This window comes from Pseudomonas fulva (assembly GCF_023517795.1).
Lineage (GTDB): Bacteria > Pseudomonadota > Gammaproteobacteria > Pseudomonadales > Pseudomonadaceae > Aquipseudomonas > Aquipseudomonas fulva_D.
Genome location: NZ_CP082928.1, coordinates 2395879 through 2420467 on the forward strand (window position 1 = coordinate 2395879; position 24589 = coordinate 2420467).

24 protein-coding genes are annotated in these 24589 nt (G+C 66.0%); 3 read left to right on the forward strand and 21 right to left on the reverse strand.

The features are described 5' to 3' along the window. Positions 1–113: 113 nt before the first annotated feature. The 14 genes from ilvD to K8U54_RS10790 form a co-directional block, all read right to left on the reverse strand. Positions 114–1952, reverse strand: a complete 1839-nt coding sequence (ilvD, locus tag K8U54_RS10725) for a dihydroxy-acid dehydratase (RefSeq protein WP_249910113.1) — start codon at positions 1950–1952, stop codon at positions 114–116. 226 nt (positions 1953–2178) lie between these two features. Continuing rightward, entirely contained in the window at positions 2179–3240 is a 1062-nt protein-coding gene (locus tag K8U54_RS10730) for a protein-glutamate methylesterase/protein-glutamine glutaminase (protein WP_249910114.1), read from the reverse strand. Continuing rightward, entirely contained in the window at positions 3237–3755 is a 519-nt protein-coding gene (locus tag K8U54_RS10735) for a chemotaxis protein CheD (RefSeq protein ID WP_249910115.1), read from the reverse strand. Before K8U54_RS10735 ends, K8U54_RS10730 begins: the two co-directional genes overlap by 4 nt. Beyond that, positions 3748–4563, reverse strand: a complete 816-nt coding sequence (locus K8U54_RS10740; RefSeq protein WP_249910116.1) for a CheR family methyltransferase — start codon at positions 4561–4563, stop codon at positions 3748–3750. The genes K8U54_RS10735 and K8U54_RS10740 overlap by 8 nt, the downstream gene beginning before the upstream one ends. 1 nt (position 4564) lies before the next feature. Then, positions 4565–5080, reverse strand: a complete 516-nt coding sequence (locus K8U54_RS10745; protein WP_249910117.1) for a chemotaxis protein CheW — start codon at positions 5078–5080, stop codon at positions 4565–4567. A gap of 3 nt (positions 5081–5083) precedes the next feature. Continuing rightward, positions 5084–6733 (reverse strand): methyl-accepting chemotaxis protein, encoded by a 1650-nt coding sequence (locus tag K8U54_RS10750; protein WP_249910118.1) that lies wholly within the window; start codon positions 6731–6733, stop codon positions 5084–5086. A 50-nt stretch (positions 6734–6783) separates the two neighbouring features. After that, positions 6784–7281 (reverse strand): chemotaxis protein CheW, encoded by a 498-nt coding sequence (locus K8U54_RS10755; RefSeq protein ID WP_249910119.1) that lies wholly within the window; start codon positions 7279–7281, stop codon positions 6784–6786. Next, the gene (locus tag K8U54_RS10760) at positions 7278–9449 is read right to left on the reverse strand and encodes a chemotaxis protein CheA (protein ID WP_249910120.1); all 2172 of its coding nucleotides are present in this window, start codon (positions 9447–9449) and stop codon (positions 7278–7280) included. The genes K8U54_RS10755 and K8U54_RS10760 overlap by 4 nt, the downstream gene beginning before the upstream one ends. Before the next feature lie 5 nt (positions 9450–9454). Next, positions 9455–9775, reverse strand: coding sequence for an STAS domain-containing protein (locus K8U54_RS10765; protein WP_249910121.1), 321 nt, complete (start codon positions 9773–9775; stop codon positions 9455–9457). Further along, positions 9772–10140: a response regulator gene (locus tag K8U54_RS10770; RefSeq protein ID WP_070884736.1), complete on the reverse strand. Its 369-nt coding sequence runs from the start codon at positions 10138–10140 to the stop codon at positions 9772–9774. The genes K8U54_RS10765 and K8U54_RS10770 overlap by 4 nt, the downstream gene beginning before the upstream one ends. An 8-nt stretch (positions 10141–10148) precedes the next feature. After that, positions 10149–11303 (reverse strand): methyl-accepting chemotaxis protein, encoded by a 1155-nt coding sequence (locus K8U54_RS10775; RefSeq protein ID WP_249910122.1) that lies wholly within the window; start codon positions 11301–11303, stop codon positions 10149–10151. A gap of 184 nt (positions 11304–11487) precedes the next feature. Further along, positions 11488–12126 carry a response regulator gene (locus K8U54_RS10780; RefSeq protein ID WP_249910123.1) on the reverse strand — a complete coding sequence of 213 codons (639 nt, stop codon included), beginning with the start codon at positions 12124–12126 and terminating at the stop codon, positions 11488–11490. Positions 12127–12557: 431 nt separating this feature from the next. Then, complete coding sequence (locus K8U54_RS10785) at positions 12558–13754, reverse strand: class I SAM-dependent rRNA methyltransferase (protein ID WP_249910124.1); 1197 nt, start codon at positions 13752–13754, stop codon at positions 12558–12560. A gap of 116 nt (positions 13755–13870) precedes the next feature. Next, positions 13871–14410, reverse strand: a complete 540-nt coding sequence (locus K8U54_RS10790) for a type 1 glutamine amidotransferase domain-containing protein (protein WP_249910125.1) — start codon at positions 14408–14410, stop codon at positions 13871–13873. A gap of 222 nt (positions 14411–14632) precedes the next feature. On the opposite strand from K8U54_RS10790, the gene K8U54_RS10795 reads away from it, so the two are divergent. From K8U54_RS10795 to K8U54_RS10805, 3 genes are all read left to right on the forward strand, one after another. Further along, on the forward strand, positions 14633–15445 hold the full coding sequence (locus K8U54_RS10795) for an HDOD domain-containing protein (protein WP_249910430.1): 813 nt from the start codon (positions 14633–14635) through the stop codon (positions 15443–15445). 32 nt (positions 15446–15477) lie between these two features. Beyond that, complete coding sequence (gene mutM / locus K8U54_RS10800) at positions 15478–16290, forward strand: bifunctional DNA-formamidopyrimidine glycosylase/DNA-(apurinic or apyrimidinic site) lyase (protein WP_249910126.1); 813 nt, start codon at positions 15478–15480, stop codon at positions 16288–16290. Between the two features lie 117 nt (positions 16291–16407). Beyond that, the gene (locus K8U54_RS10805; RefSeq protein ID WP_249910127.1) at positions 16408–16749 is read left to right on the forward strand and encodes a multidrug transporter; all 342 of its coding nucleotides are present in this window, start codon (positions 16408–16410) and stop codon (positions 16747–16749) included. A gap of 273 nt (positions 16750–17022) precedes the next feature. Here K8U54_RS10805 and ggt read toward each other — a convergent pair whose 3' ends face one another. The 7 genes from ggt to K8U54_RS10840 form a co-directional block, all read right to left on the reverse strand. Beyond that, positions 17023–18717, reverse strand: coding sequence for a gamma-glutamyltransferase (gene ggt, locus K8U54_RS10810; RefSeq protein ID WP_434059996.1), 1695 nt, complete (start codon positions 18715–18717; stop codon positions 17023–17025). Next, positions 18718–18969: a YfhL family 4Fe-4S dicluster ferredoxin gene (locus K8U54_RS10815; RefSeq protein ID WP_249910128.1), complete on the reverse strand. Its 252-nt coding sequence runs from the start codon at positions 18967–18969 to the stop codon at positions 18718–18720. It lies immediately after the preceding gene. A gap of 289 nt (positions 18970–19258) precedes the next feature. After that, entirely contained in the window at positions 19259–19741 is a 483-nt protein-coding gene (coaD, locus tag K8U54_RS10820; RefSeq protein WP_093506703.1) for a pantetheine-phosphate adenylyltransferase, read from the reverse strand. Positions 19742–19888: 147 nt separating this feature from the next. Beyond that, complete coding sequence (locus tag K8U54_RS10825; protein WP_249910129.1) at positions 19889–20878, reverse strand: hydrolase; 990 nt, start codon at positions 20876–20878, stop codon at positions 19889–19891. A 38-nt stretch (positions 20879–20916) separates the two neighbouring features. After that, on the reverse strand, positions 20917–21522 hold the full coding sequence (gene rsmD / locus K8U54_RS10830) for a 16S rRNA (guanine(966)-N(2))-methyltransferase RsmD (protein ID WP_249910130.1): 606 nt from the start codon (positions 21520–21522) through the stop codon (positions 20917–20919). Then, a complete protein-coding gene (locus tag K8U54_RS10835; RefSeq protein ID WP_249910131.1) occupies positions 21522–23021 on the reverse strand; it encodes a M16 family metallopeptidase in 1500 nt (499 codons plus the stop codon). Before K8U54_RS10835 ends, rsmD begins: the two co-directional genes overlap by 1 nt. Continuing rightward, positions 23014–24372, reverse strand: coding sequence for a M16 family metallopeptidase (locus K8U54_RS10840; RefSeq protein ID WP_249910132.1), 1359 nt, complete (start codon positions 24370–24372; stop codon positions 23014–23016). Before K8U54_RS10840 ends, K8U54_RS10835 begins: the two co-directional genes overlap by 8 nt. Positions 24373–24589 lie beyond the last annotated feature (217 nt).

Here is a 24589-nt window from a genome sequence, read left to right on the forward strand (position 1 = left end):
GCCCGCGATGCGTTCCGTAAACCGTGGGCCCGGTCGAGCGAAGCGACACCCGGGGCGTTGCCAAAAACAGAAAACCCGGCACAAGGCCGGGTTTCCGTTACAGCGTGACGGGATCAACCGTCCAGCAGCGCCTTGTTGCGCACGGCGCCCTTGTCGGCGCTGGTGGCGAGCAGGGCGTAGGCCTTGAGGGCGGTGGTCACCTTGCGGGGGCGTTGCTCGGCCGGTTTCCAGCCCTTCTTGTCCTGCTCGTGGCGGCGATGGGCGATTTCCTCGTCGCTGACCAGCAGGTTGATCGAGCGGTTGGGGATGTCGATCAGCACCTTGTCGCCATCCTTGACCAGGCCGATGGCGCCGCCAGCAGCGGCCTCCGGCGAGGCGTGGCCGATGGACAGGCCCGAGGTGCCGCCGGAGAAGCGGCCGTCGGTGAGCAGGGCGCAGGCTTTGCCCAGGCCCTTGGATTTCAGGTAGGAGGTCGGGTAGAGCATTTCCTGCATGCCCGGGCCGCCTTTCGGGCCTTCGTAGCGGATGATGACGATGTCGCCTTCCTTCACCTCGTCATTGAGGATGCCGCGCACCGCGCTGTCCTGGCTTTCGAAGATCTTGGCGTTACCCTCGAACACGTGGATCGACTCGTCGACGCCGGCGGTCTTCACCACGCAGCCATCGAGGGCGATGTTGCCGTACAGCACGGCCAGGCCGCCTTCTTTCGAGTAGGCGTGCTCGACGCTGCGGATGCAGCCGTTCTCGCGGTCGTCGTCCAGGGTTTCCCAACGGGTCGACTGGCTGAACGCGGTCTGGGTGGGGATGCCCGCCGGGCCGGCCTTGAAGAAGTGGTGCACGGCTTCGTCATCGGTCTGGGTGATGTCCCACTTGGCGATGGCTTCGGCCATGGATTTGCTGTGTACGGTCGGCAGGTCGGTGTGCAGCAGGCCGCCGCGGGCCAGGGAGCCGAGGATGGAGAAGATGCCGCCGGCACGGTGCACGTCTTCCATGTGGTACTTCTGGATGTTCGGCGCCACCTTGCACAGCTGCGGCACCAGGCGCGACAGGCGATCGATGTCGCGCAGGTCGAAGTCCACCTCGGCTTCCTGGGCGGCCGCCAGCAGGTGCAGGATGGTGTTGGTCGAGCCGCCCATGGCGATGTCCAGCATCATGGCGTTCTCGAACGCCTTGAAGTTGGCGATGTTGCGCGGCAGCACCGAGTCGTCGCCTTCGCCGTAGTAGCGCTTGCACAGCTCGACGATGGTGCGCCCGGCCTTGAGGAACAGCTGCTCGCGGTCGCTGTGGGTGGCCAGGGTCGAGCCGTTGCCCGGCAGGGCCAGGCCCAGGGCTTCGGTCAGGCAGTTCATCGAGTTGGCGGTGAACATGCCGGAGCAGCTGCCGCAGGTCGGGCAGGCGCTGCGCTCGTATTCGGCGACTTTCTCGTCCGAGGCGGTCGAGTCGGCGGCGATCACCATGGCGTCGACCAGGTCCAGGCCGTGGCTGGCCAGCTTGGTCTTGCCGGCTTCCATCGGCCCGCCGGAAACGAAGATCACTGGGATGTTCAGGCGCAGGGCGGCCATCAGCATGCCGGGGGTGATCTTGTCGCAGTTGGAGATGCAGACGATGGCGTCGGCGCAGTGGGCGTTGACCATGTACTCCACGGAGTCGGCGATGATCTCGCGGCTCGGCAGCGAATAGAGCATGCCGTCGTGGCCCATGGCGATGCCGTCGTCGACGGCGATGGTGTTGAATTCCTTGGCCACGCCACCGGCCTTCTCGATCTCGCGGGCGACCAGCTGGCCCAGGTCCTTGAGGTGGACGTGGCCGGGCACGAACTGGGTGAAGGAGTTGGCGATGGCGATGATCGGTTTCTTGAAGTCTTCGTCCTTCATCCCGGTGGCGCGCCACAGGGCACGGGCGCCGGCCATGTTGCGGCCGTGGGTGGAGGTCTTCGAGCGGTAATCAGGCATGACGGATTCCTGCGGCTAATCAGGTAGGCATTGATAGAGGGGTGAGCGGATCAGCGGCAGATGACCGCGAAGCAAGGTGGCATGGCGCACGACGGGATCTCCGTCTGCCTGCCCGGGCTCACAGGCCCGCCGAAGGGTGGCTGGCGGGAAATGCCCCGATTCTACGCCGCACCGGGCGGGGGAGGAAAGGCTGGCGGCTGCCAGCCGTCCCGCAGTTGCGAGCGCGCTAACCGCGCAGAATGGCGGCCGGGATCTGCTCCAGGGGGATTTCCCGGCTGACCGCGCCAAGCTTCATGGCTTCCTTGGGCATGCCGTAGACCACGCAGCTGGCCTCGTCCTGGCCGAGGGTCAGGGCGCCGGCCTCGAACATTTCGCGCAGGCCACGGGCGCCGTCGTCACCCATGCCGGTCATGATGATGCCGGTGGCGTTGGCCCCGGCGGCGCGGGCGGTGGAGCGAAACAGCACGTCCACCGAGGGCCTGTGGCGGCTGACCGGCGGGCCGTCGACCACATCGACCACGTACTGGGCGCCGCTGCGCTTGAGCAGCAGGTGGCGGCCGCCCGGGGCGATCAGGGCGCGACCGGGCACCACGCGGTCACCATGGCGCGCCTCCAGCACCTCCAGTTCGCACAGGCCGTTGAGGCGCTCGGCGAAGGCGGCGGTGAAGCGCTCGGGCATGTGCTGGACGATCACCAGCGCCGGGCACACCCGTGGCAGGCGGGTGAGGATGTATTCCAGCGCCTGGGTGCCGCCGGTGGAGGTGCCGATGGCGACGATGCGCTCGGTGGTGCGCGCCATGGCACCACTGGCGGGCGGCAGGATGGCGTCGGCGCTGAGCTTGGCCTGGGGCGCGGCGGGCACCGCCTTGTTGGCCAGGCGTCGCACGTTGGCGCGGGCCGCCGCCTTGACCGCATTGACCAGGTCATCGCTGGCGTCGACCAGGAATTTGCTGAGGCTGGCCTGGGGTTTGGTGACGATGCTCACCGCCCCTGCCGACAGCGCCTGCATGGTGGTGGTGGCGCCCTTTTCGGTGAGCGTCGAGCAGATCACCACGGGGGTGGGGTGTTCGGCCATCAGTTTGCGCAGAAAGGTGATGCCGTCCATGCGCGGCATCTCGACGTCGAGCACGATCACGTCGGGCCATTGACGTTGCATCTTGTCGAGGGCGAACAACGGGTCGGCGGCGGTGCCGATGACTTCGATCGCCGGGTCGGCCGCCAGCACCTGGGAGAGCACCTGGCGCACCACGGCCGAGTCGTCGACGATCATGACTTTTATGCTTTTCATTTCCAATGCTGTCCAGCGCGGAGCCCGGGGGCGTTGAGTGGCAGGCTTTGCTTCAGGGCGACCTGGCCGCTCCAGATATCAAAGATGAGATTGCGGTGGCGGGTACCGCCGACATGCTCGCCGTAACAGGCGAGGTTGCGCTCGGCCAGCAGGCGGCGGGCCATGGCGACGTTGTGCTGGCCCACATGCTGGCGCCGGGAGTGGGCCAGCTCGGCGAACATGTGGGCGCCACCGAAGATCCGCGCCTGGTAGTCGCCCAGCGCTGTGCCGCTCTGGCTGATCGCATCGCACAAAAGGCTCATCACCTCGTCGCCATAACGCCCGTCGCTCTGGGCGCTGGGGCGGCCACGGGTGGGCAGGATGAAATGGCACATGCCGCCCAGGCGTGCCTGGGGATGCCAGAGCACGATCGACACGCAGGAGCCGAGCAAGGTGCGCACGCGGGTGTAGAGCCCGCCGAAGTGGTAACCGCCGGGTTGCAGATAAACCTCGGTGATAGCAGGGCGTTTAGGCATTTGGCTTCTGGTAGATCGAGGGTTTTATGACCTTGAGGGTGTCGTTGACGCCGTTCAGGCTCTCCGAGTGGCTGATGATGAAATGGCCGCCCGGGCGCAGGTGGCTGAGCAGCCGTGCGACCACCTGGCGCTTGGTCTCGGCGTCGAAGTAGATCATCACGTTGCGCAGGAAGATCACGTCGAACAGCCCTACATCCGGCAGCGCGTTGTTGAGGTTGATCTGGGCGAAGCGCACCCGCTGGCGCAGGGACGGGGCGATCATCATCCGCCCCTGGTTGTCGTCGACGCCGCGCAGGCAGTGCTTGACCAGCAGATGGCGGGGGATGTTCTGGCCGTCCTCGAGGTCGTACACGCCGTTGCGCGCCTGGGTGAGGATGCGCTGGCTGATGTCCGAGGCGAGGATCTCCCAGGGGCGCTCGCCCAGGCGTTCGGCCAGCAGCAGGGCCAGGGTGTAGGGCTCTTCGCCGCTGGAGCAGGCGCCGCTCCAGATGCGCAGGGGGCGGCCGCTGGGAATCGCGCCGGGCCTCTGCAGCAGCTCGCGCAGGAAGTCGAAGTGCTTGGGCTCGCGGAAGAAGTAGGTTTCGTTGGTGGTGAGCAGGTCCACGCAGGTCTGCAGCTCCGCCTTGTCCTTGCCGACCAGGCGGAAGTATTCGCCATAGGTGGCCATGGCCAGTGCGCGCAGGCGCTTGTTGAGGCGGCCGGCCACCAGGGTCTTCTTGGTATCGGACAGGTGAATGCCGGCGATATCGTGGATCAACTGGCGGAACTGGCTGAACTCGGTATCCGAGAGCGTGGCTTGGTTCGACATGTCAGTGACCGGCACCCTGTTGCTGCGCCTGATTCAGCGCGACGTATTCCTCGGCGGAGATCACCCGGCCGATATCCAGCATCACCACCAGGCGGTCATCGAGCTTGCCCATGCCACGAATGAAGTCGGCGCGAATGCTGCCGCCAAAGGCAGGCGTCGGCTCGATATGCTCGGCGCCCAGCTCGCGCACTTCATTGACCGCATCGACGACGATGCCGATCACCTGGGTATGGCCTGGCCCGGCGATCTCCAAGATCACGATGCAGGTGCGTGGGCCGATGGCGGTTGCTTGCCCGCCGAAGCGTTGGCCAAGGTCCACCACCGGCACCACGGCGCCGCGCAGGTTGATCACGCCGAGAATGCTCGGCGGCATCATCGGCACCGTGGTCAGCCGGCCGTAGCCGATGATTTCGCGCACGGCGCGGATCTCCACCGCGAACAGCTCGTGGGCCAGGGTGAAGGTCAGGTACTGGCCCGACTCCGCCGTGGCGTTGTCGAGCAGCCGTGGTTCACTCATGGGCTACTCCTGGAAGCGCACGTAGCCGGCGGGCAGGCCGCCGGGATGACCGTCATCGTCACGCGGCTGGCGCATCGGGCCATTGCCGCGCGGGGGCTGCGGGCGATTGCGCGGCGGGTTGGCGACGGTGATGCGCTCGCCCGCAGCCGTGAGGCGGAAGAAGTCCATCAGCTGTTGCAGCTGCTCGGCCTGGCCGCTCATTTCTTCGGCGGTGGCGGCCAGCTCCTCGGACGCCGAGGCGTTCTGCTGGGTCAGCTCGCTGAGCTGGTTCATGGCCGTGCTGATCTGGCCGACGCCACTGCTCTGCTCGTCGGAGGCGGCGGCGATTTCCTGTACTAGGTCGGAGGTCTTGGCGATGGACGGCACGATCTCGTCGAGCAGGGTGCCGGCGCGTTCGGCCAGGGCCACGCTGCTCTTCGCCACTTCGCCGATCTCCTGGGCGGCCACCTGGCTGCGTTCGGCCAGCTTGCGCACTTCCGCCGCGACCACGGCGAACCCCTTGCCGTGCTCGCCGGCACGGGCCGCTTCGATGGCGGCGTTGAGGGCCAGCAGGTTGGTCTGGTAGGCGATGTCGTCGACGATGCCGATCTTGTCGGCGATGGTCTTCATCGCGCGCACGGTGTCTTTCACCGCCTGGCCGCCTTCACCGGCCTCGTTGGCGGCCTTGCTGGCCATGCCGTCGGTGACCCGGGCGTTCTCGGTGTTCTGCGCGATGGAAGCGGACATCTCTTCCATCGAGGCGCTGGTCTCCTCGACCGAAGCGGCCTGCTCGGAGGCGGCCTGGCTCATGCTCTGGGCGGTGGAGGAAATTTCCTCGGAGGCGCTGGACAGCGAATCGGCGGAGCTGCGTACCTCGGCGATGATCTGCGCCAGCTTGGCGCTCATGTTGCTCATGGCATTGAGCAACTGGCCGGTTTCGTCGCGCGCCTTGCTCTCCAGGTTGACGCGCAGGTCACCTTCGGCCAGCAGGTTCGCCGCGTCGACGGCGCGGCCCAGCGGGCGGGTGATGCTGCGGCTGATCAGGAAGCCGAGAAGCACGCCGAACAGCACACCGCCGATGATCACGGCGATCATGATGGTGCGGCTGGAGCTGTACAGCTCGGTGGTCTGGTCGTTGGCCTCGCTTGCGTTGGCCTCCTTGATCTTCGACAGCTCGGCGAAGATTTCCCCGATCTTGTCGCCATGGGCGCGGGTCTCGGTCAGCTGACGCTGCAGTTCCGGATCCGCGGCATACAGATCCTGAGCCGCCGCGCTTCGCAGCGTTTGCGTCAGGCTGTCCTGATAGTCCTTCCATACCGCATCGGACTCGCGGAACAGCTCCATGGCGCGATCGCTGGAAAACAGCTTGCGGGCTTCGTCGATGAGCGTGCGCGCGGTTTCGCTGTAGTTGGTGATTTCGTTGCGAATCCGCTCACGGTCCTGCTGGGTGGTCGCCAGCAGGTAGTTGGCACGCGCCCGACCGATGTAGATCAGGTTGAGGTTGGCGTCCTTGATCTTCGACAGCCCGATCAGCTCCCGGGCATACATCTTGTCGGCCAGGTCGTTCATGGTCGAGGTGTTGGACAGGCCGACCAGGCCGACGATGGCGCTGATTCCGGCGACCAGGATGAAGGCGACGATGAGCCGGGTACCGATCTTGAAGTTACTGAGCATGGTGCAAATCCTTTCGAGTGGAGGTCGCTAATGAGGTCAAGCCCGTCGGCTCAGTCGCTTTCTGTATTCGGCGGGCTGCCGAGTGCTTCTAGATCGAGTACCTGGGCGAGAGCCAGCAAGGTGACGAAGCGTTCCTCCAGACGCACGACACCGGCGATGAAATCGCTACGCAAATGACTGCCGAAGGACGGCGCCGGCTGAATCTGCGCCGGGTGGATCTCCCGCACCGCGCTGACGGCATCCACCAGCACGCCGATGGGCTGCGGGCGTTGCTCGTCCGGCATGTCGAGAATCACGATGCAGGTGCGCTTGCCCAACGGCGTCAGCTGGCCGTTGAAGCGCGCCTGCAGGTCGATCACCGGCACCACGGAGCCGCGCAGATTGGTCGCACCGCGGACCGCTGCCGGCATGCGTGGTACCGGGGTGAAGCGGGTGCATTCGAGAATTTCCCGCACGTGCAGGGTATCGACGGCGTAGTGCTCGTCGCCCAGCACGAAGGTCAGGTACTGCTGGGCCGGTTCACGGCTGGCGTTGGCGAGCGTGTTCATGCTTCAAGTCTCTCGGCACGTGCCGTTTCCGAGGCGCTGGTCAGCTGGGTCAGCAGGCTGGGGATGTCGAGGATCAGGGCCACATTGCCGTCACCCAGAATGGTGAAGCCGCCGAGCCCCTGGCAGGCTTCGAATACCTTGCCCAAGGGCTTGATCACCGTCTGGAATTCGCCGGCCAGGTGATCGACCACCAGCCCGGCGCGCAGCCCGGCATGGCGTACCACCACCACGCTTTCACGGCGCGGCGGCTGGCTTGCTTCCTCGAACAGGTCACGCAGGCGCACGATGGGCAGCATCTGCCCACGCAGTTCCAGGTGGCCGCGCCTGAACGCGGTGCCGGCGGGCAGCTCGATGCATTCTTCCACCAGTTCCAGGGGAATCACGTAACCGGCCTGGCCGACACTGACCAGGAAGCCATCGATGATCGCCAGGGTCAGCGGCAGGCGAATGCGGATGCGCGTGCCCTGGCCCAGGGTGCTGTCCAGTTCGATGGTGCCGCGCAGGGCGGTGATGTTGCGCTTGACCACGTCCATGCCGACGCCACGGCCGGACAGGTTGCTGACCTGCTCGGCGGTGGAGAAACCGGGCTCGAAGATCAGCGCGAAGATGTCTTTCTCCGCCAGCGTCTGCCCGTCACCGACCAGGCCGCGCTCGCGGGCCTTGGCGAGAATCCGCTGGGCATCGAGGCCACCGCCGTCGTCGCTGACTTCCAGCACGATGCTGCCGGCATCGTGATAGGCGTTGAGCGACACCTTGCCCTGGGCGGGCTTGCCGCGGGCCAGGCGGGTTTCCACCGACTCGATGCCATGATCCATGGCGTTGCGCACCAGGTGGGTAAGCGGGTCGGTGATGCGTTCGACGACCGTCTTGTCCAGTTCGGTGTCGGCCCCGCTGATGGACAGGGCGATATCCTTGCCCAGCTCGCCGGAGACGTCACGCACGACGCGCTGGAAGCGGTTGAAGGTGCTGCCGATCTGCACCATGCGCAGCGGCAGGGCCGAATCGCGAACCTCTTCGACCAGCCGGGAGAGCAGCTCGGTGGCTTCGAGCATTTCCGGGTGGCCACAGGTCTGGGCGGTCATCCGCGCCCCGGCCCCGGCGATGATCAGTTCGCCGACGAGGTCGATCAGCTTGTCCAGCTTGCCGGCATCGACGCGGATCAGGCTGTTCTCGTTGCTGCGGTTCTCCTTGATCTGCTGTTGCTTCTGCAGGGCGGCGGCGATCACCGGCGGCTGCACCAGGCTTTCCTCGACCAGCACCCGGCCGATCGGCCGCGCCTCGTCGCGCTCCTGGCCCTGCACCTGGGCATGCAGGACCTCCTGCAGTTCGTTGGCGGTCAGGGTGCCGCAGCGCATGAGGATCTCGCCCAGGCGCATGTCCTCTTCGGGCAGGGCGCGGATCAGCTCCAGGTATTCGTCCGACTTGCTGTTGGGCGGCAGGATGCGGATCAGGCTGTCTTCGCGCACGAACTCGAAGGCCCCCTCGATGGTGGCCTTGTCGGCCTCGCTGGCGAAGGCCACCTCGAAACCCAGGTAGCAGGTTTCCGGATCCATTTCGGCGGCGCCTGGAATGCGGTCCAGCAGCGGAACGATGCTGATGATGTGGCCGAAGGTATTCAGGTAGCGGAACAGGCCGAGGGGGTCCATGCCGTTGCGCAGGGTGTCCGGGCCGAAGCGCAGGGACAGGTGCCAGTGGTCGGCGCCGACACCGTTTTCCTGGGTGCGCTCGACGCGCGGGGCTGCCGCGGGTACCGGCTCGCTGCGCGGCGCAGGTTCCAGGTAGTGGGACAGCTGTTCACCGAGCTGCTGGTGGGCGATCTGCGTATCGGCCTCGAGATCTTTCAGGTCGGCGCCGCTGTCGACCAGCGCCACCAGTCGTGCCAGGTGGTCGCCGACCTGCAGGAACAGTGCGGTCATGGCCTTGTCGAAGCGCAGCTCGCCATTGCGCACCCGGTCCAGCACGCTCTCGGCGATATGGGTGAAGGCGACGATCACATCGAGGCCGAACAGCCCGGCCGAGCCCTTGATGGTATGGGCGGCGCGAAAGATGGCGTTGATGGTGTCGGCGTCGTCGGGATCGTTCTCCAGCTGCAGCAGGGCTTCTTCCATCTGCTGCAGCAGTTCCTGGCTCTCGGCGATGAACACCTGCAGCACTTCGTCCATGTTCATGGTGATTACTCGCTGGCCGGCTTGATCAGGATAGGGTCGCCAAAGAAGGTGCCCAGCCCGCTCAACTCGAAGGCCTCGATCACGGCGGGGCTGTGGTTGGTCAGGCGCAGGGCGCAGTTCATGCGCGCCGCCTCCTGCTTGGTGAGGATCAGCAGTTGCAGGCCGGCGCAGTCCAGCTCGTCGACGGCGCCGAGGTCGAGCTCCACTTCCACGTCGCAGGCCAGCGCCTGCATCAGCAGTTGCAGGTGCTCGGTGGCGCTGTAGATGGTCAGGCCACCTTCCAGCGGCAGGATGCGGTAGAGGCTCTCGGCCGGCGTGTCGGTCATGGCAGGATCAGCTTGGAAACGGCAGTGAGCATCTGCGCCGGCTGGAAGGGCTTGACCACCCACGCCTTGGCGCCCGCTGCGCGGCCTTCTTCCTTGCGCGCTTCGCCGGCCTCGGTGGTGAGCATGATCACCGGGGTGAACTTGTAGGCGGGCAGCTGCTTGACGTTCTTCACGAAGGTGATGCCGTCCATGTTCGGCATGTTCACGTCACTGATGATCAGGTGCACCTTGCGGCCGTCGAGCTTGCTCAGCGCGTCCTTGCCGTCGCAACCCTCGATGACCTGATAGCCGGCCCCTTTGAGCGTGATGCTGACGACCTGACGGATGGAAGCGGAGTCGTCGACGATGAGTACGGTCTTGCTCATGGGGAACCTCAGAAAAACGTGATGTCGGAGTCGGTGCGTTTGCTGCTGCTGTCGCCGCGGTGGATACCGTGCTGCTCGGGCGTGGTGTAGGTCTGGGCCAGCTCGCTGAGCCAGCGGTCGGCGTCCAGGGGTTCCGGCGCCAGGCTCTGCTGGCGCTGCGCCGTGCGATGCTGGATATGGGCATGCAGCTTGTCCTGGTCGGCGGCGATATGGCCGAGGGTCTGGCTGATGCGATCCTGGAATTGCAGCGATACCAGCACCTCGGCGATGTCCTGGGCGACGGATTCGCTCTGGGTGCGCATGGCATCGTTGTGGTGGACGATGTCGCTGGCGTTCTGCTTGAAGCGGCTGATCACCCCGGCGATCACGTCGCTGGCCTTGTTCAGGGTGACGGTGTCGGTCTTGGTGTATTCCTGGGAGATGTCCAGGGTCTTGTGGATGGCGTCGTTGACGATCACCACGGTTTCGCCGATGCGCTGGCCGGTATCACCCGACATCGACGACAGCTTGCGCACCTCGTCGGCGACCACCGCGAAACCGCGGCCGCTCTCGCCGGCGCGGGCGGCTTCGATGGCCGCGTTGAGCGCCAGCAGGTTGGTCTGCTTGGCGATATTGGCGACGTCCTGAGCCATGTCCTGCAACTGATCGGTGAAGCTGGACAGCTGGGTGATCTCCTTGAGCAGCGATTCCTTGCTGGCCAGGGCGTCGCGCAGGGCGACGATGATCATGTCCAGTTCGTATTCGCAGCTCGACAACAGTGCCACCAGGCGCTTGCCCGCTTCACGTTCGGTGCTGCCGCCCAGGCTGCTCTGGATGCGCGTGGCGAGCTGGGCAAAGCGCTCGCTCAGGGCGCTGATGGATTCCTCGGTGTGGCTGCGAGCGGTCTCGATGTGCTGCGACCACAGCGGCAGCACCTGGCCGCAGAGCTGCTCGACGCTGTCGTCCGTGTCAGCCGGCGTGGCCCCCTGGGCATGTGCCTGTGCGAGGGTGCCGGGTTCGTCGCTCCTGTGGCGTAAGCCGACGGTGGCCAGCGCGCCAACCACGATCAGCCCGACCAGGGCGGGCAGTAGGCTCACCAACTGCTGGTCGATGAGCACCACGGCGACAATGCCGAAGGCCAGGACCAGCAGGGGCGCAAGCAGGGAAACTGGGGTTTGGCGCATTTACGGCTCCGTGGCGAACTGGTTCGGGCTCTTGCGGAATGGGTTTCAGGCGGGCAGAGCTCCGGCACGATAACCATGCATTGCTTTGGGCTGTACTCAGGATGCATGAAGCATCATCGATGGGTGCATCGGATTTAACCGACATTTATCCGGGTTTAGTGGCCGCAAACATCTAGGGATTTCCTTATGCGATGTCAGAATTCAGCAGGCTGGAGGCGAAGCGGATAAGGTCCGCGTTGGTGGCGAAATTCATCTTCTCCATCAGATTTATCTTGTGGGTACTGACGGTCTTGTTGCTGATGGCCAATTGATTGGCGATCTGGTTGACGCTCAGCCCGGCGGCGAGCAGGCGCATGATCTGGAATTCCCGATTGGTCAGGCTGTCGAGCCCGCTTCTACTGGCGGGCTTGAGGCTGCTGAGGGCAATCGGCTCCATCAGCGACGGATCGATATAGCGGTTGCCGCCAGCGACCGTTCGCACCGCCTCGACGAGAATTTCCGGCGACTGGCATTTAGTGATGTAGCCCCGGGCGCCCCCGCGCATCAGCCGCATGGCCACGTGCGGGTCGTTGTGCATGCTGAGCACCAGAATGGGCAGCGCAGGGTTCTGGTCGGCGATACGTGCGATCAGGGCTTCGCCGCTCAGGCCGGGCATGCTGATATCGAGCAGCAGCAGGTCGACCGAAACACTGTGCAGTTTTTCCAGAGCCTGGGTGCCATCGGCGGCTTCGGCGACAACCTGCACATCCTCGTACAGCTCGAACAGGCGTTTGAGCCCTTCGCGCATGAGCCTGTGGTCGTCGGCGATCAGTAGCTGGATCATCGGTGCATCCTTGAACAGGGCGGGCCTCGGGAAAATTCGCCTGGACGATATGGCCCTGGTACGACGCCCGGTCGGCATCGCGGTCGATCGGCCTGGCTTTCGATTAACGCTAGCTGGTTTGTGCAGGATGTGGGGCAAGCCGATGCCCGGTGCCTGGGCTGCGGCGATCAGCCGCTACGCTGTCGCGCACCTGGGTGCGGTAATGCTGCGGTCCTGGAGCGGTGAGGATTGCCGGGCGGCGGCTGGCAGTGACGAGCGCGGGCGATCAGGACGCGGGTGGCTTGGGAGGGCGAATCAGCGGCGCGGCGCCGCGCGGCGGGGGCTGCCCGTTCAGGCCGTTGAACGGTGGCAGCGCAACCCGGGCCGCGGGCCACGAGGGGCCCTGGGGCGAGTGGCATCCGCCCCTGCGGGGCGGTGCGCATAGCGTGTCGTCAGCTGTTGGGCAGCAGGCGGCAGGTCAGGCTCTTGATGTAGCGGGTCTCATTGATGGCCGGGTGCACCGGATGATCCGGCCCCTGGGCGCCGCGCTCGAGCAGCTGGATATTGCGGTCCAGATGGCGGGCGCTGGTCAGCAGGATGTTCTGCAGGTTGTCCTCTTCCAGGTGCATGGAGCAGCTGGCGCTGACCAGAATGCCGTCCTTGTTGAGCAGGCGCATGGCGGTTTCGTTGAGGCGACGATAGGCCGCTTCGCCGTTCTTGATGTCCTTCTTGCGCTTGATGAAGGCGGGTGGGTCGGCGATCACTACGTCGAAGCGTTCTTCGGCCGCTTTCAGCTCACGCAGGGCGGCGAACACATCGCCTTCCACGCAGGTGACCTTCTCGGCGAAGCCGTTGAGCGTGGCGTTGCGCTCCACGCCGTCGAGGGCGAAGGCCGAGGCATCCACGCAGAACACTTCGCTGGCGCCGAACGCCGCCGCCTGCACGCCCCAGCCACCGATATAGCTGAACAGGTCGAGTACGCGCTTGCCCTTGACGTAGGGCGCCAGGCGCGCGCGGTTCATGCGGTGGTCATAGAACCAGCCGGTCTTCTGGCCTTCGATCACCGGTGCTTCGAACTTCACGCCGTTCTCTTCCAGGGCGACCCATTCCGGCACCACGCCGAAGGCGGTGTCCACGTAGCGCTCCAGGCCTTCGGCATCACGGGCGGCGGAATCGTTCTTGAGCAGGATGCCGCTGGGCTTGAGCACCTGGATCAGCGCCGCCAGCACGTCCTCCTTGTGGCGTTCCATGGTCGCCGAGGCCAGCTGCACCACGAGGATGTCGAAGAAACGGTCGACCACCAGGCCCGGCAACAGGTCGGAGTCGCCGTACACCAGGCGGTAGCAGGGCTGGTCGAACAGGCGCTCACGCAGGCTCAGCGCCACGTTGAGGCGATGCACCAGCAGGGATTTGTCCAGCACGTGCTTGACGTCACGCGACAGCAGACGCGCGCAGATCAGGTTGTTGGGGCTCAGGGCGACGATGCCCAGAGGCTTGCCCCCGGCGGCTTCGAGAATCGCCTGGTCACCGGCCTCGAAGGCATTGAGCGGCGTGACCGCGACATCGATCTCGTTGCTGTAGACCCACAGGTGACCGGCGCGCAGGCGTCGGTCGGCATTGGCTTTCAGGCGCAGGCTAGGCAGGGACATGGTGGGCTCCGTCGCAAAAAACGCGCATTCTAAACGAGGAGCCCGGCAGCTGCTTGCCGCAGTTGCAACGGCGCGGACGCACTGCCGTGGTTCACGGCGGCGTCCACGGCCGCGGCTCAGGCGGCGAGCGCGGCGATCAGCTTCTCGTTGAAGGCCGGCAGGTCATCCGGGGTGCGGCTGCTGATCAGCTTGCCGTCGACCACCACTTCCTTGTCCACCCAGGTGGCGCCGGCGTTCTTCAGGTCGTCGGTCAGCGACGGGTAGCTGGTCAGGGTCTTGCCCTTGAGCAGGTCGGCCGTGGCGAGAATCCAGGCGCCATGACAGATCACGGCGATCGGCTTGTTGGCCTTGGCGGCGTCCTTGACCAGCTCCACGGCCATCTCGTCGAGGCGAATGGTGTCGGCATTGACCACCCCGCCGGGCAGCACGATGGCGTCGTAATCGTCGATCCTGGCGGTATCGAAGGTCTTGTCGACCGCGAAGCTGTCGGCCGGGGTGGTGTGGTTCCAGCCGGTGACCTCCCCGGATTGGCTGGACAGGATCTCAGCGGTGGCGCCGAGTTCTTCGAGTGCCTGTTTGGGGCCGGTCAGTTCGACCTGCTCGAAACCGTCGGTAACCAGCAGAGCGATACGCTTGCCTGTGAGGGACTTGCTCATCGAAAACACCTCTCTGAATAGGCTGAGTGAGTAGTATTCGGGGGCATTGCGAGCCGCTAAGTTCAGTCCAGGCGACGACCTGCAGATTTGTTCTGTAACCGTTCGATCCAAAGTCATCGCGCTCAGGGTAGACTGCGCGCTCCATCACATTCTTACCTTGCCGCCTCCATGGAAAAAGAACTCTCGGCCGAGCAGATACAGGCGTTTCTGCAAGGCATCAGCGTGCCGCCGCAACCGCAGATCATGGTGGATCTGCAGTTCGAGCAGTACATGCCGAACCCGGATCTGAAGGCCATCGCGCGGCTGATCAGCCAGGACCCGGGGCTGTCCGGCGCCTTGCTGAAAATCGTCAACTCGCCGTATTTCGGCCTGGCCAACCGCATCGGCTCGATCCAGCGGGCGGTCAACCTGCTGGGCAGTCGCTCGGTGATCAACATGGTCAACGCCCTGTCGATCCGCGGCGAGATGAGCGACGAGACCATCGTGACCCTCAACCGCTTCTGGGACACCGCCCAGGACGTGGCCATGACCAGCCTGACCCTGGCCAAGCGCATCGGCTACGAGTCCGTGGACGAGGCCTACACCCTGGGCCTGTTCCACAATTGCGGCATTCCGCTGATGCTCAAGCGCTTCCCCGACTACATGAGCGTGCTCGAGGAGTCCTACGCCAGCGCCAATGCCGAACGGCGCATCGTCGACACCGAGAACCGCCTGCTCAACACCAACCACGCGGTGGTCGGCTACTACACCGCCAAGTCGTGGAACCTGCCGCTGCACCTGTGCCAGGCCATCGCCAATCACCATAACGTGCTGGCCATCTTCGCCGAGGAAAACGACAACGACGCCCAGCTCAAGAACCTGTTGGCGATCCTCAAGATGGCCGAGCACATCTGCCGCAGCTACCAGGTGCTGGGCAACCAGAGCGAGGATCACGAATGGCAGGCCATCGAGCCGCTGATTCTCGATTACGTGGGGCTTTCCGGGTACGACTTCGAGAGCCTGCGCGAGAGCATCCGCGACCTGGGCGCCGCCTGAGGCGCCGTCCCTGAATCCGTTGCGAGTCCCTCATGCCTGAACTGCCAGAAGTCGAAACCACCCGTCGTGGTATCGCCCCCCACCTGATCGGCCAGCGCGTCAGCCGGGTGCTCGTCCGTGAGCGGCGCCTGCGCTGGCCGATTCCCGAAGACCTCGATGTGCGCCTGTCCGGCCAGCGCATCGAAGCCGTGGAGCGACGCGCCAAGTACCTGCTGATCAAGGCCGAGACCGGCACGCTGATCAGCCACCTGGGCATGTCGGGCAATCTGCGCCTGGTCGAGGCGGGGCTGCCGGCAGCCAAGCACGAACACGTCGACATCGAACTGGAGTCCGGGCTGTCGCTGCGTTACACCGACCCGCGGCGCTTCGGGGCGCTGCTGTGGAGCGAGTTGCCGCTGGAGCACGAGCTGCTCGCGCGCCTCGGCCCCGAGCCGCTGACCGAGCTGTTCGACGGCGAGCGCCTGTACCAGCTGTCGCGCGGCAAGGCGGTGGCGGTCAAGCCGTTCATCATGGACAACGCGGTAGTGGTTGGCGTGGGCAATATCTATGCGACCGAAGCGCTGTTCGCCGCTGGCATCGATCCGCGCCGCGCTGCCGGTACGGTGTCGCGGGCGCGTTACCTGCGCCTGGCCCAGGAGATCAAGCGCGTGCTGGCCCACGCCATCGAGCGCGGCGGCACCACCCTGCGCGATTTCATCGGCGGCGATGGCCAGCCCGGCTACTTCCAGCAGGAGCTGTTCGCCTATGGTCGCGGCGGCCAGTTCTGCAAGCTCTGTGGCAGCACCCTGCGCGAAGTCAAGCTGGGCCAGCGGGCCAGCGTTTACTGCCCGAAATGCCAGCGCTGAGCCGTTTCATCCGATAACGTGAGCAGTTGTTCAGCGATTGACGGCCATCACGCGACAATTGCTGGCGCGCTGTTATAGTTACCGGCATCGTCCCGTATACCTCTGAAGGATCGCCCCATGAAACTGTTTCGCTCTTGCGCTGCTGTTCTGGCGCTGACTGCTGCCTCGCTGGCGCTGACCGCCAATGCGCAAGAGGTGCAGCAGAACGCCAGCGGTGACCCGCTCTACACCGTTCAGGCCCCGGATGGCTTCGCCATGCTCGGCGACCTGCTGATCGCCCGCCCGCTGCTGATCGGCGCCACCGCCATCGGCGCCGCGGCGTTCGTCGTCGCCCTGCCGTTCTCGGCGCTGGGCGGTGGCATCGGCGCCACCGGCCGTGCGCTGGTGGTCGAGCCGGGCAAGGCAGCCTTCGTGCGTTGCCTGGGCTGCACCGGTGACGGCTACAACCAGCGTCAGTGATCACGCCTGGCGCCCAATAAAAAGCCCCTCGTCGAGGGGCTTTTTATTGCCTGCGGGTTTTAGAGCCTGTTCACGATCTTTATGTGCATGAAGCGGCAGCTACAAGGCAGAAGCGGCTGTCACTGATCCCTTGTGGGAGCGGGCCATGCCCGCGAAAAATCACGGGCATGGACTAGGCGTCCCCGCCCGTTTCCACTGGATAGGTGAACGGCCACTGCCGCGAATCAACTGCCAAAATCGATGAACCTGAGCTGAAAAATCATGAACAGGTTCTTAGCGAATGGCTTGCACCGCGCTGTTGCCGATGCCCCGCGGATCGCTGGCCGCCTCGACCTGGCCGCTGGTCTTGTTCCAGCGCAGCACCTGCCCGTTGCCGTATTCGCGCTGCACATCCTTGAGCCGGTAGCCACGTGCCTGCAACTCGGCGGCCTGGGCAGCGCTGAAGGTCTGCGGCTCGTGCTCGATGACGTCCGGCAGGTACTGGTGGTGGTAGCGCGGCGCCGCTGGCCAACTGGCGATGGGCTGGCCATCCAGGTACTGCAGGATCGACAGCAGCACCATGCTCGGGATGCGGCTGCCGCCCGGGGTGCCGAAACTGGTGAACTCGCCCGGGCTGTCGATGAAGGTCGGGCTCATGCTCGACAGCGGGCGCTTGCCGGCGGCGATCGCGTTGGCCTGGCTGCCGGCGAGTGCATAGGCGTTGGCGCCACCCAGGTCGGCGGCGAAATCGTCCATTTCATCGTTGAGCAGCACGCCGGTGCCGGGCACCGTGAAGGCGGCACCGAACGGCAGGTTGATCGACAGGGTGGCGCTCACCGCGTTGCCGTCGGCATCTAGCACGGTGAAGTGGGTGGTGTGATCGCCTTCCTTCCAGGGCTTGGCCGGCGGCAGCTGGCTGCTCGGGGTGGCCTTGTACGGATCGATACCGCGGCTCAGGCCCTGCAGGTAATCCGGGTTGAGCAGGCGCGCAGCAGGATTGCCGACGAAGTCCGGGTCACCCAGCTGGCCGCGGTCGCGGTAGGCCCGGCGCAGGGTTTCCACCACCAGGTGGGTGCGCTGCACCGGGTCGGCCGTCCGCCAAGGCAGGTGCTGCAGCATGAGCAGGCTCTGGGCCAGGGCCACGCCACCGGCCGAGGGTGGCGGGGCGCTGATCAGTTCGCGACCTTCGGCCAGCGGTACGCGAATCGGCTGGCGCGTCGCGGTGCGATAGTCGGCCAGATCCTGCAGCGTCCAGATACCGCCCGCGGCGCGCACGCCGGCCACCAGGCGCTCGGCCGCGGGACCGGCATAGAAACCGTCACGCCCCTGATGGGCCAGCTTCAGCAGGGTATCGGCCAGCTCCGGTTGGCGCAGCAGAGCGCCTTCTGGGGGGACTTCGCCGCCGCTCAGAAATAGCCGCGCGGTTTCCGCGTCGTCGCGCATCGCCGCCAGGCGCATGGTGGCGCGATCGCGGTACACGCGGTCGACCGGGAAACCCTCCCGGGCCAGGCGGATGGCCGGCGCCAGGCTGTCGCGCAGAGGCAGTTTGCCGTGCCGCTCGGCCAGTTCGACCAGCGCGGCGGGCAAGCCCGGAATCGCGGCGGCCAGCGCGCCATCACGGGACAGTGCCGGCTGCACCTGGCCGTCACGGCGATAGAGATCGGCGTGGGCGGCGCCGGGGGCGCGCTCGCGGGCATCGAGAAAATCGTAGCGGGCGTCGGCGCTGCGCAGCAGGAAGAAACCACCGCCTCCCAGGCCCGAGCCGTAGGGCTCGACCACGGCAAGCGCAGCGCTGATGGCGACGGCGGCGTCGAAAGCGTTGCCGCCCAGCGCCAGGGTTTCCTTGCCGGCGACCGTGGCGGCAGGGTGGGCAGTGGCGATGGCGCTGCTGCCGGGGCGCTCGGCGGCCTGCAGGCCGAGGCTGAGCAGCAGAAGCAGCGCGCCGGACAGGGCGCGCAGGGAGGAGAGGCCGCGAAGGGGACGGCGCACTCAGGCCTTGCCGGTGAGCGCTTGGTACTTGGCCATCAACTGCTCCTTGCTCTCGACGTTGTTCTCGTCGAGGGGGATGCAGTCCACCGGGCAGACCTGCTGGCACTGCGGCTCGTCGTAGTGGCCCACGCATTCGGTGCACAGGTTGGGATCGATCACGTAGATCTCCTCGCCCTGGGAAATCGCCGCGTTCGGGCACTCAGGTTCGCAGACGTCGCAGTTGATGCAATCGTCGGTAATGATCAGGGACATGAAAGGCAAGCTCCCGCCGGGCCAGCGGCCGCGACACAATCGAACGGATAGCAGGCCGTTGAAAAACTATCTAGGTTGCCATCGCGGCGTAAAAAACAGGCTCGGATGCGAGTCCAATCAAAATGCTCATGTACTGCTCGTACACTCCGCTTTTTCACCTGTTTTTGCCTTGCGCTGGACTGCCTCGATCACGTTTTTCAACGGCCCGCTAGTCGCGATTGTGCCGCATTGTGGACGCCAGCGCACCCCTGCGCGCCGTATGGCGCTCAGGCGTACAGGCAGTGTCGGGTCAGCGGTTCTTGAAGCGTTCGGTCAGCGCCTCGGCCACGGCCGGGTGCACGAACTTGCTGATGTCGCCGCCCAGGTTGGCGATCTCGCGCACCAGGGTGGAAGAGATGAAGGAATACTTTTCCGATGGCGTGAGGAACAGGCTTTCCAGGTCCGGCGCCAGTTGCCGGTTCATGTTGGCCAGCTGGAATTCGTATTCGAAATCCGACACCGCGCGCAGGCCGCGCAGCAGCACGTTGGCACCCTGTTCCTTGGCGAACGAGGCGAGCAACGTGGAGAAGCCGATCACCTCGACGTTGGGCAGGTGCTTGGTGACTTCCCGGGCCAGCTCCACGCGCTGTTCGAGGGAGAACAACGGGTTCTTCTTCGGGCTGGCAGCGACCGCGATGACCACGCTGTCGAACAGCCGCGCGGCGCGCTCGACCAGATCGCCATGCCCCTTGGTAATGGGGTCGAAGGTGCCTGGGTATAACACTCGATTCATCGTGACGTCCTGGCAGGCGCGTTAGGGAGTCGGATGGTAGCGCAGCACGCCGGGGCGGGCCAAGTCGGCGACCCGTTCATGGCCCCGGATATGGGCGTTTATCGCGCCGAACCCAGGGGGGGAACGCCCTATTTCGAGGCGATTTCCTCACCCCAGCCTGACGCTTTGCAGCCAGTCTGGAATGCGCCTTTCCAGGTAGTAGCCGGGCCGGCGTGGCGAGCCGTCGACGAAGCCGACGTGGCCGCCCCTGACATGCAGTTCGAAGCGGACGCAGTCGGCCAGCTCACTGGCTTCGGGCAGGCTGTGGGGATAGACGAAGGGATCGTCGGTGGCCTGGATCATCAGCGTCGGCGTCTGGATGCGGCCCAGGTAGTAGCGGCTCGAGGAGCGTCGGTAATAGTCGTCGGCATCTTCGAAACCGTGCAGCGGCGCGGTGATGCGGCCGTCGAAGTCCCAGAAGGTGCGCATGCCGTCCAGTGGGCCGAGCCTTTCCAGGGTCGACAGGCGATCGGCCTGGCCCTGGTGGGCGAACAGGCGCTGCTTGTCCTTCACGTAGGCGACCATGGCGCGCATGAAGTGCGCCTGATAGACCCGCGAGAAACCGATGCCGATGCGGTCGGCACACTGATCCAGACGAAAGGGCACCGATACTGCGGCAGCCCCCTGCAGGCCACTGTGCGCACCACTTTCGCCCAGGTACTTGAGCAGCACGTTGCCGCCCAGCGAATAGCCCACTGCATACAGCGGGGCCATGGGCCGCTTGGCGTGCAGGTGGCGAAGGGTTTCGGCCAGGTCTTCGCTGGCGCCGGAGTGGTAACCCCGTGGCAGCAGGTTGGGCTCACCCGAGCAGCCACGCCAGTTCAGCGCCACGCTGGCCCAGCCCCGGGCGGCCAACTGGCGTTGCAGGCCGAGCACGTAGTGGGAGCTGGAAGAGCCGGTCAGGCCGTGCAGCACCAGCACCAGGGGCGCGTGGGCCTCATGGGGGCCATGCCAGTCGAGGTCGAGAAAGTCGCCGTCCTCCAGCCACAGGCGTTCGCGCTGGCGTTCGAGTGCGGGTAGGCGGCGACACAGCGAGCCCCAGAGGGTCTGCAGATGAGGCCCCGGCAGCCACCAGGCCGGCCGGAAGCCGTGGTTCATCTCTGCTCCCACGCCCATCTGCAGGCCACCGGCGGCCCTCAAGCCGCGCGGCGCTCCCACAGCGCGTAATGCACCTGCCCGGCCTTCTGCTCGCGGTGCAGGCGCCAGTTGCCGGGCATACCTAGGCTGGAGGGCACCTGCTCGCTTTCGGTATAGACCCAGGCATCGTCGGCCAGCCAACCGCGCTCCTCCAGCAACGTGCAGGCGGGCAGCAACAGGTCCTGGCTGAATGGCGGATCGAGAAACACCAGGTCGAACGGTGTAGCCGGCTGGTTCTGCAGGTAGGCGAGGGCGTCGCTCTGCAGCACCTGGCCGTTGTCGCAACGCAAGGTGGCCAGGTGGCCGCGCAGGCTGGTCACCGCTGCCGGGTTGAGGTCCAGCGCCAGGGCACTGCCGGCGCCACGCGACAGCGCTTCGAGAAACAGCGCGCCACTGCCGGCGAAGGGGTCGAGCACCCGGGCGGCTTCCACGTAGGGCGCCAGCCAGTTGAACAGCGTCTCGCGCACGCGGTTGGGCGTGGGGCGCAGGCCGTGGGCCATGGGGAAGGCGAACTGGCGACTGCGCCATTGCCCGGCAATGATGCGCAGCTGGCCGTCGCCACCGTGGGCGACGGGGGCCTTGCCGGTGGTCGGTCGTCTGGCCATCAGTGCTCCGGTACGGCAGCGGGCATCTCTGCCGGCTGGTCGGTGGGCGGCGGCAGCTCTTTCTGCTCGACCTTCGGCCCGGCTGTGACGATCACCAGGGCCTCGGGGTCGAGATGCTTTGCCATGGCGGCTTTCACCTGCTCGACGCTGAGCGCCTGCACCTGGGCCATGAAGTCTTCCAAGTAGGTGAGCGGCAGGTCGTAGAAGCCGATGGCGCCGAGCTGGCCGACGATGGCCGCGTTGCTGGCCGTGGACAGCGGGAAGCTGCCGGCCATTTCGCGTTTGGCGGCGTCCAGCTCCTGCTGGGTCGGGCCGTTGGCGACGAACTCACCCAGCAGATCCTTGACCAGTTGCAGGGTGCCTTCGCTGAGTTCGGCGCGGGTCTGCAGGTTGATCATGAACGGGCCGCGGGCCTGCATGGCGGTAAAACCGGAGTACACGCCGTAGGTCAGGCCACGTTTTTCACGTACTTCGGTCATCAGCCGGGTGCCGAAACCACCACCGCCGAATACCTGGTTGCCCAGGTACAGCGCTGCGTAGTCCGGGTCCTGCCGGGTAATGCCGAGTTGGGCGATCAGCAGGTGGGTCTGGTTGGACGGAAAGTCGATATGGGTCAGGCCGGGCTGCGGCGCCTGCGGTTCGACGGTCTTCGCCAGCGCCGGACCCTTGGGCAGCGCGGCGGAGACCTCGGCGGCCATGGCTTGGGCTTCCTCGCGGGACAGGTCGCCGACCAGGGCGATGACCGCGTTGCCGGCAGCGTAGGCCTTGGCATGGAAGGCCTGCAGCTGTTCGCGGCTGATACCGGGCACCGACTGCGCGTTGCCTTCGCTGGGGTGACCGTAGGGGTGCTCGCCGTACAGGCGCTCGAACAGTTCGAGGCTGGCCAGCTTGCCCGGGTTCTGCTTCTGGAATTCGAAGCCGGCGAGTATCTGGTTCTTGATGCGCGCCAGGGAGTCGGCGGGGAAGGTCGGCTGGCCGATCACCTGTTCGAACAGCTTCAGGGCCGGTTCGCGCTGCTCGGCGGCACTGAGGCTGCGCAGGCTGGTCACCGCCATGTCGCGGTAGGCGCCATTGCCGAACTCGGCGCCCAGGCTCTCGAAGCCGGCGGCGATGGCGCCGACGTCCTTGCCGGGCACGCCTTCGTTGAGCATGGCGTTGGTCAGCAGCGCCAGGCCGGGCACGTCGCCGTCCTGGCTGCTGCCGCCGGCGAAGGTCAGGCGCAGGTCGAACATCGGCAGCTCGCGGGCCTCGACGAACAGCACCTTGGCGCCCTCGGCGGTCTGCCAGCTCTGGATGTCCAGTTTGCGGCGGGCCGGTTCCTTGCCGTCCAGTTCGGCCAGTGATTGCAGCTGGCTGTCGTCGGCCTGTGCGACTTGTGCGGCCTGGCCAGCAGGCTCGGCGGCATCGGGTGTGCGTTTGACGGTAAAGGCCAGGGCCGCCAGCAGGGCGATCAGGAACAAACCCAGCAGGGCATAGCGCGGGCCGTTGCGCTTACTCATCGCGCTTCTCCTCGGGCAGAACATGGGCGACGCTGAGGCGATCGCGGGTGAAGTAGGTCTTGGCGGCTTTCTGGATGTCGGCCGGGGTCACGGCCTCCAGCTCGGCCAGTTCCTGGTCGATCAGCGTCCAGGACAGACCAACGGTTTCCAGCTGGCCGATGGCGGTGGCCTGGCTGCTGATCGAGTCACGGTCATAGACCAGTTCGGCGATCAGTTGGGCGCGTACACGGGCCAGCTCCTCGGCCGAGGGTGCGGTGTTCTGCAGGTCCTGCAGTTCGCGCCAGATGCCCGCTTCGGTCTGTTCCAGGGTCTTGCCGGTCTGCACGTTGGGGGTGGCGGAAAGGGTGAACAGGCTGTCGCCGCGGGTGTAGCCGTTGTACCAGGCACCGGCGCCAGAGACCAGTTCCTCGCCGCGCTCCAGGCGGGTGGCCAGGCGAGCGCTGTAGCCGCCGTCGAGCAGAGCGGCGATCAGGCGCAGGGCATGCACGTCACGCGGGTTCTCGGCGGTGGCCAGGCCCGGCACGTTGAAACCCATCATCAGGCTCGGCAGCTGGGTCTTCAGGTGCAGGGTGATCTGCCGCTCGCCCGGCGCGGGCAACTCCAACGGGATCTTCGCGGCCGGCACGTCACCTTTGGGGATCGCGCCGAAATAGCGCTGGGCCAGGGCCTTCACGGCGTCCGCGGTGACGTCGCCGACCACCACCAGGGTGGCGTTGTTGGGCACGTACCAGGTTTCGTACCAGTGACGCAGCTCCTGCACGCTCATGCGGTCCAGGTCGGCCATCCAGCCGATGGTCGGGATGCTGTAGCCGCTGGCCGGGTAGGCCATGGCCTTGAAGCGCTCGTAGGCGAGGCCCGAGGGTTTGTCGTCGGTACGCAGGCGGCGTTCTTCCTTGATCACCTCGATCTCGCGCGCGAATTCTTCCGGTGGCAGGCGCAGGCTGGCCAGGCGGTCGGCTTCCAACTCGAAGGCGACGCCCAGGCGGTCGGCGGCCAGCACCTGGTAGTAGGCGGTGTAGTCGTCGCTGGTGAAGGCGTTCTCTTCGGCGCCCAGGTCGCGCAGCACCCGCGAGGCCTCGCCGGGGCCGAGCTTGCGGCTGCCCTTGAACATCATGTGTTCCAAGGCGTGGGACAGGCCGGTCTGGCCGGCGGTCTCGTAGCTGGAGCCGACCTTGTACCAGATCTGCGAGACCACCACGGGGGCGCGGTGGTCTTCGCGGACGATGACCTTGAGGCCGTTGTCGAGGGTGAATTCGTGGGTGGGTTGCGGTGCCGCGGCCTGCGCCCCGAAGGGCAGGGCACAGACGGCCAGTAGCAGGCCGGCGAGATGGCGGGCAAGTGAACTGGACAAACCTCTCTCCTCGTTGAACCACGCCGGGCGTGGGATTGCGGTCGGGTATGAGCGCGGTGCAGCGTCGCCGGAGCAGGCCGTCAGGACGGTCGCGTGGCTTAGCCGTGGCAGCTGCGGAGGTGCTAGGATACGCATCCGTTTTAACGGCGACCACGTCTATGCGGTGGCAGTCTGCGATTAGCCATCTGCAAGCCCCTCAGCCCATCCGTGCAAGGGC

Bases quoted from the DNA above. Each gene is read 5' to 3' on its own strand.
- ilvD (WP_249910113.1), bottom strand. From the start codon at position 1,952: ATGCCTGATTACCGCTCGAAGACCTCCACCCACGGCCGCAACATGGCC.
- K8U54_RS10730 (WP_249910114.1), bottom strand. From the start codon at position 3,240: ATGAAAAGCATAAAAGTCATGATCGTCGACGACTCGGCCGTGGTGCGC.
- K8U54_RS10735 (WP_249910115.1), bottom strand. From the start codon at position 3,755: ATGCCTAAACGCCCTGCTATCACCGAGGTTTATCTGCAACCCGGCGGT.
- K8U54_RS10740 (WP_249910116.1), bottom strand. From the start codon at position 4,563: ATGTCGAACCAAGCCACGCTCTCGGATACCGAGTTCAGCCAGTTCCGC.
- K8U54_RS10745 (WP_249910117.1), bottom strand. From the start codon at position 5,080: ATGAGTGAACCACGGCTGCTCGACAACGCCACGGCGGAGTCGGGCCAG.
- K8U54_RS10750 (WP_249910118.1), bottom strand. From the start codon at position 6,733: ATGCTCAGTAACTTCAAGATCGGTACCCGGCTCATCGTCGCCTTCATC.
- K8U54_RS10755 (WP_249910119.1), bottom strand. From the start codon at position 7,281: ATGAACACGCTCGCCAACGCCAGCCGTGAACCGGCCCAGCAGTACCTG.
- K8U54_RS10760 (WP_249910120.1), bottom strand. From the start codon at position 9,449: ATGAACATGGACGAAGTGCTGCAGGTGTTCATCGCCGAGAGCCAGGAA.
- K8U54_RS10765 (WP_249910121.1), bottom strand. From the start codon at position 9,775: ATGACCGACACGCCGGCCGAGAGCCTCTACCGCATCCTGCCGCTGGAA.
- K8U54_RS10770 (WP_070884736.1), bottom strand. From the start codon at position 10,140: ATGAGCAAGACCGTACTCATCGTCGACGACTCCGCTTCCATCCGTCAG.
- K8U54_RS10775 (WP_249910122.1), bottom strand. From the start codon at position 11,303: ATGCGCCAAACCCCAGTTTCCCTGCTTGCGCCCCTGCTGGTCCTGGCC.
- K8U54_RS10780 (WP_249910123.1), bottom strand. From the start codon at position 12,126: ATGATCCAGCTACTGATCGCCGACGACCACAGGCTCATGCGCGAAGGG.
- K8U54_RS10785 (WP_249910124.1), bottom strand. From the start codon at position 13,754: ATGTCCCTGCCTAGCCTGCGCCTGAAAGCCAATGCCGACCGACGCCTG.
- K8U54_RS10790 (WP_249910125.1), bottom strand. From the start codon at position 14,410: ATGAGCAAGTCCCTCACAGGCAAGCGTATCGCTCTGCTGGTTACCGAC.
- mutM (WP_249910126.1), top strand. From the start codon at position 15,478: ATGCCTGAACTGCCAGAAGTCGAAACCACCCGTCGTGGTATCGCCCCC.
- K8U54_RS10805 (WP_249910127.1), top strand. From the start codon at position 16,408: ATGAAACTGTTTCGCTCTTGCGCTGCTGTTCTGGCGCTGACTGCTGCC.
- K8U54_RS10815 (WP_249910128.1), bottom strand. From the start codon at position 18,969: ATGTCCCTGATCATTACCGACGATTGCATCAACTGCGACGTCTGCGAA.
- coaD (WP_093506703.1), bottom strand. From the start codon at position 19,741: ATGAATCGAGTGTTATACCCAGGCACCTTCGACCCCATTACCAAGGGG.
- K8U54_RS10825 (WP_249910129.1), bottom strand. From the start codon at position 20,878: ATGAACCACGGCTTCCGGCCGGCCTGGTGGCTGCCGGGGCCTCATCTG.
- rsmD (WP_249910130.1), bottom strand. From the start codon at position 21,522: ATGGCCAGACGACCGACCACCGGCAAGGCCCCCGTCGCCCACGGTGGC.
- K8U54_RS10835 (WP_249910131.1), bottom strand. From the start codon at position 23,021: ATGAGTAAGCGCAACGGCCCGCGCTATGCCCTGCTGGGTTTGTTCCTG.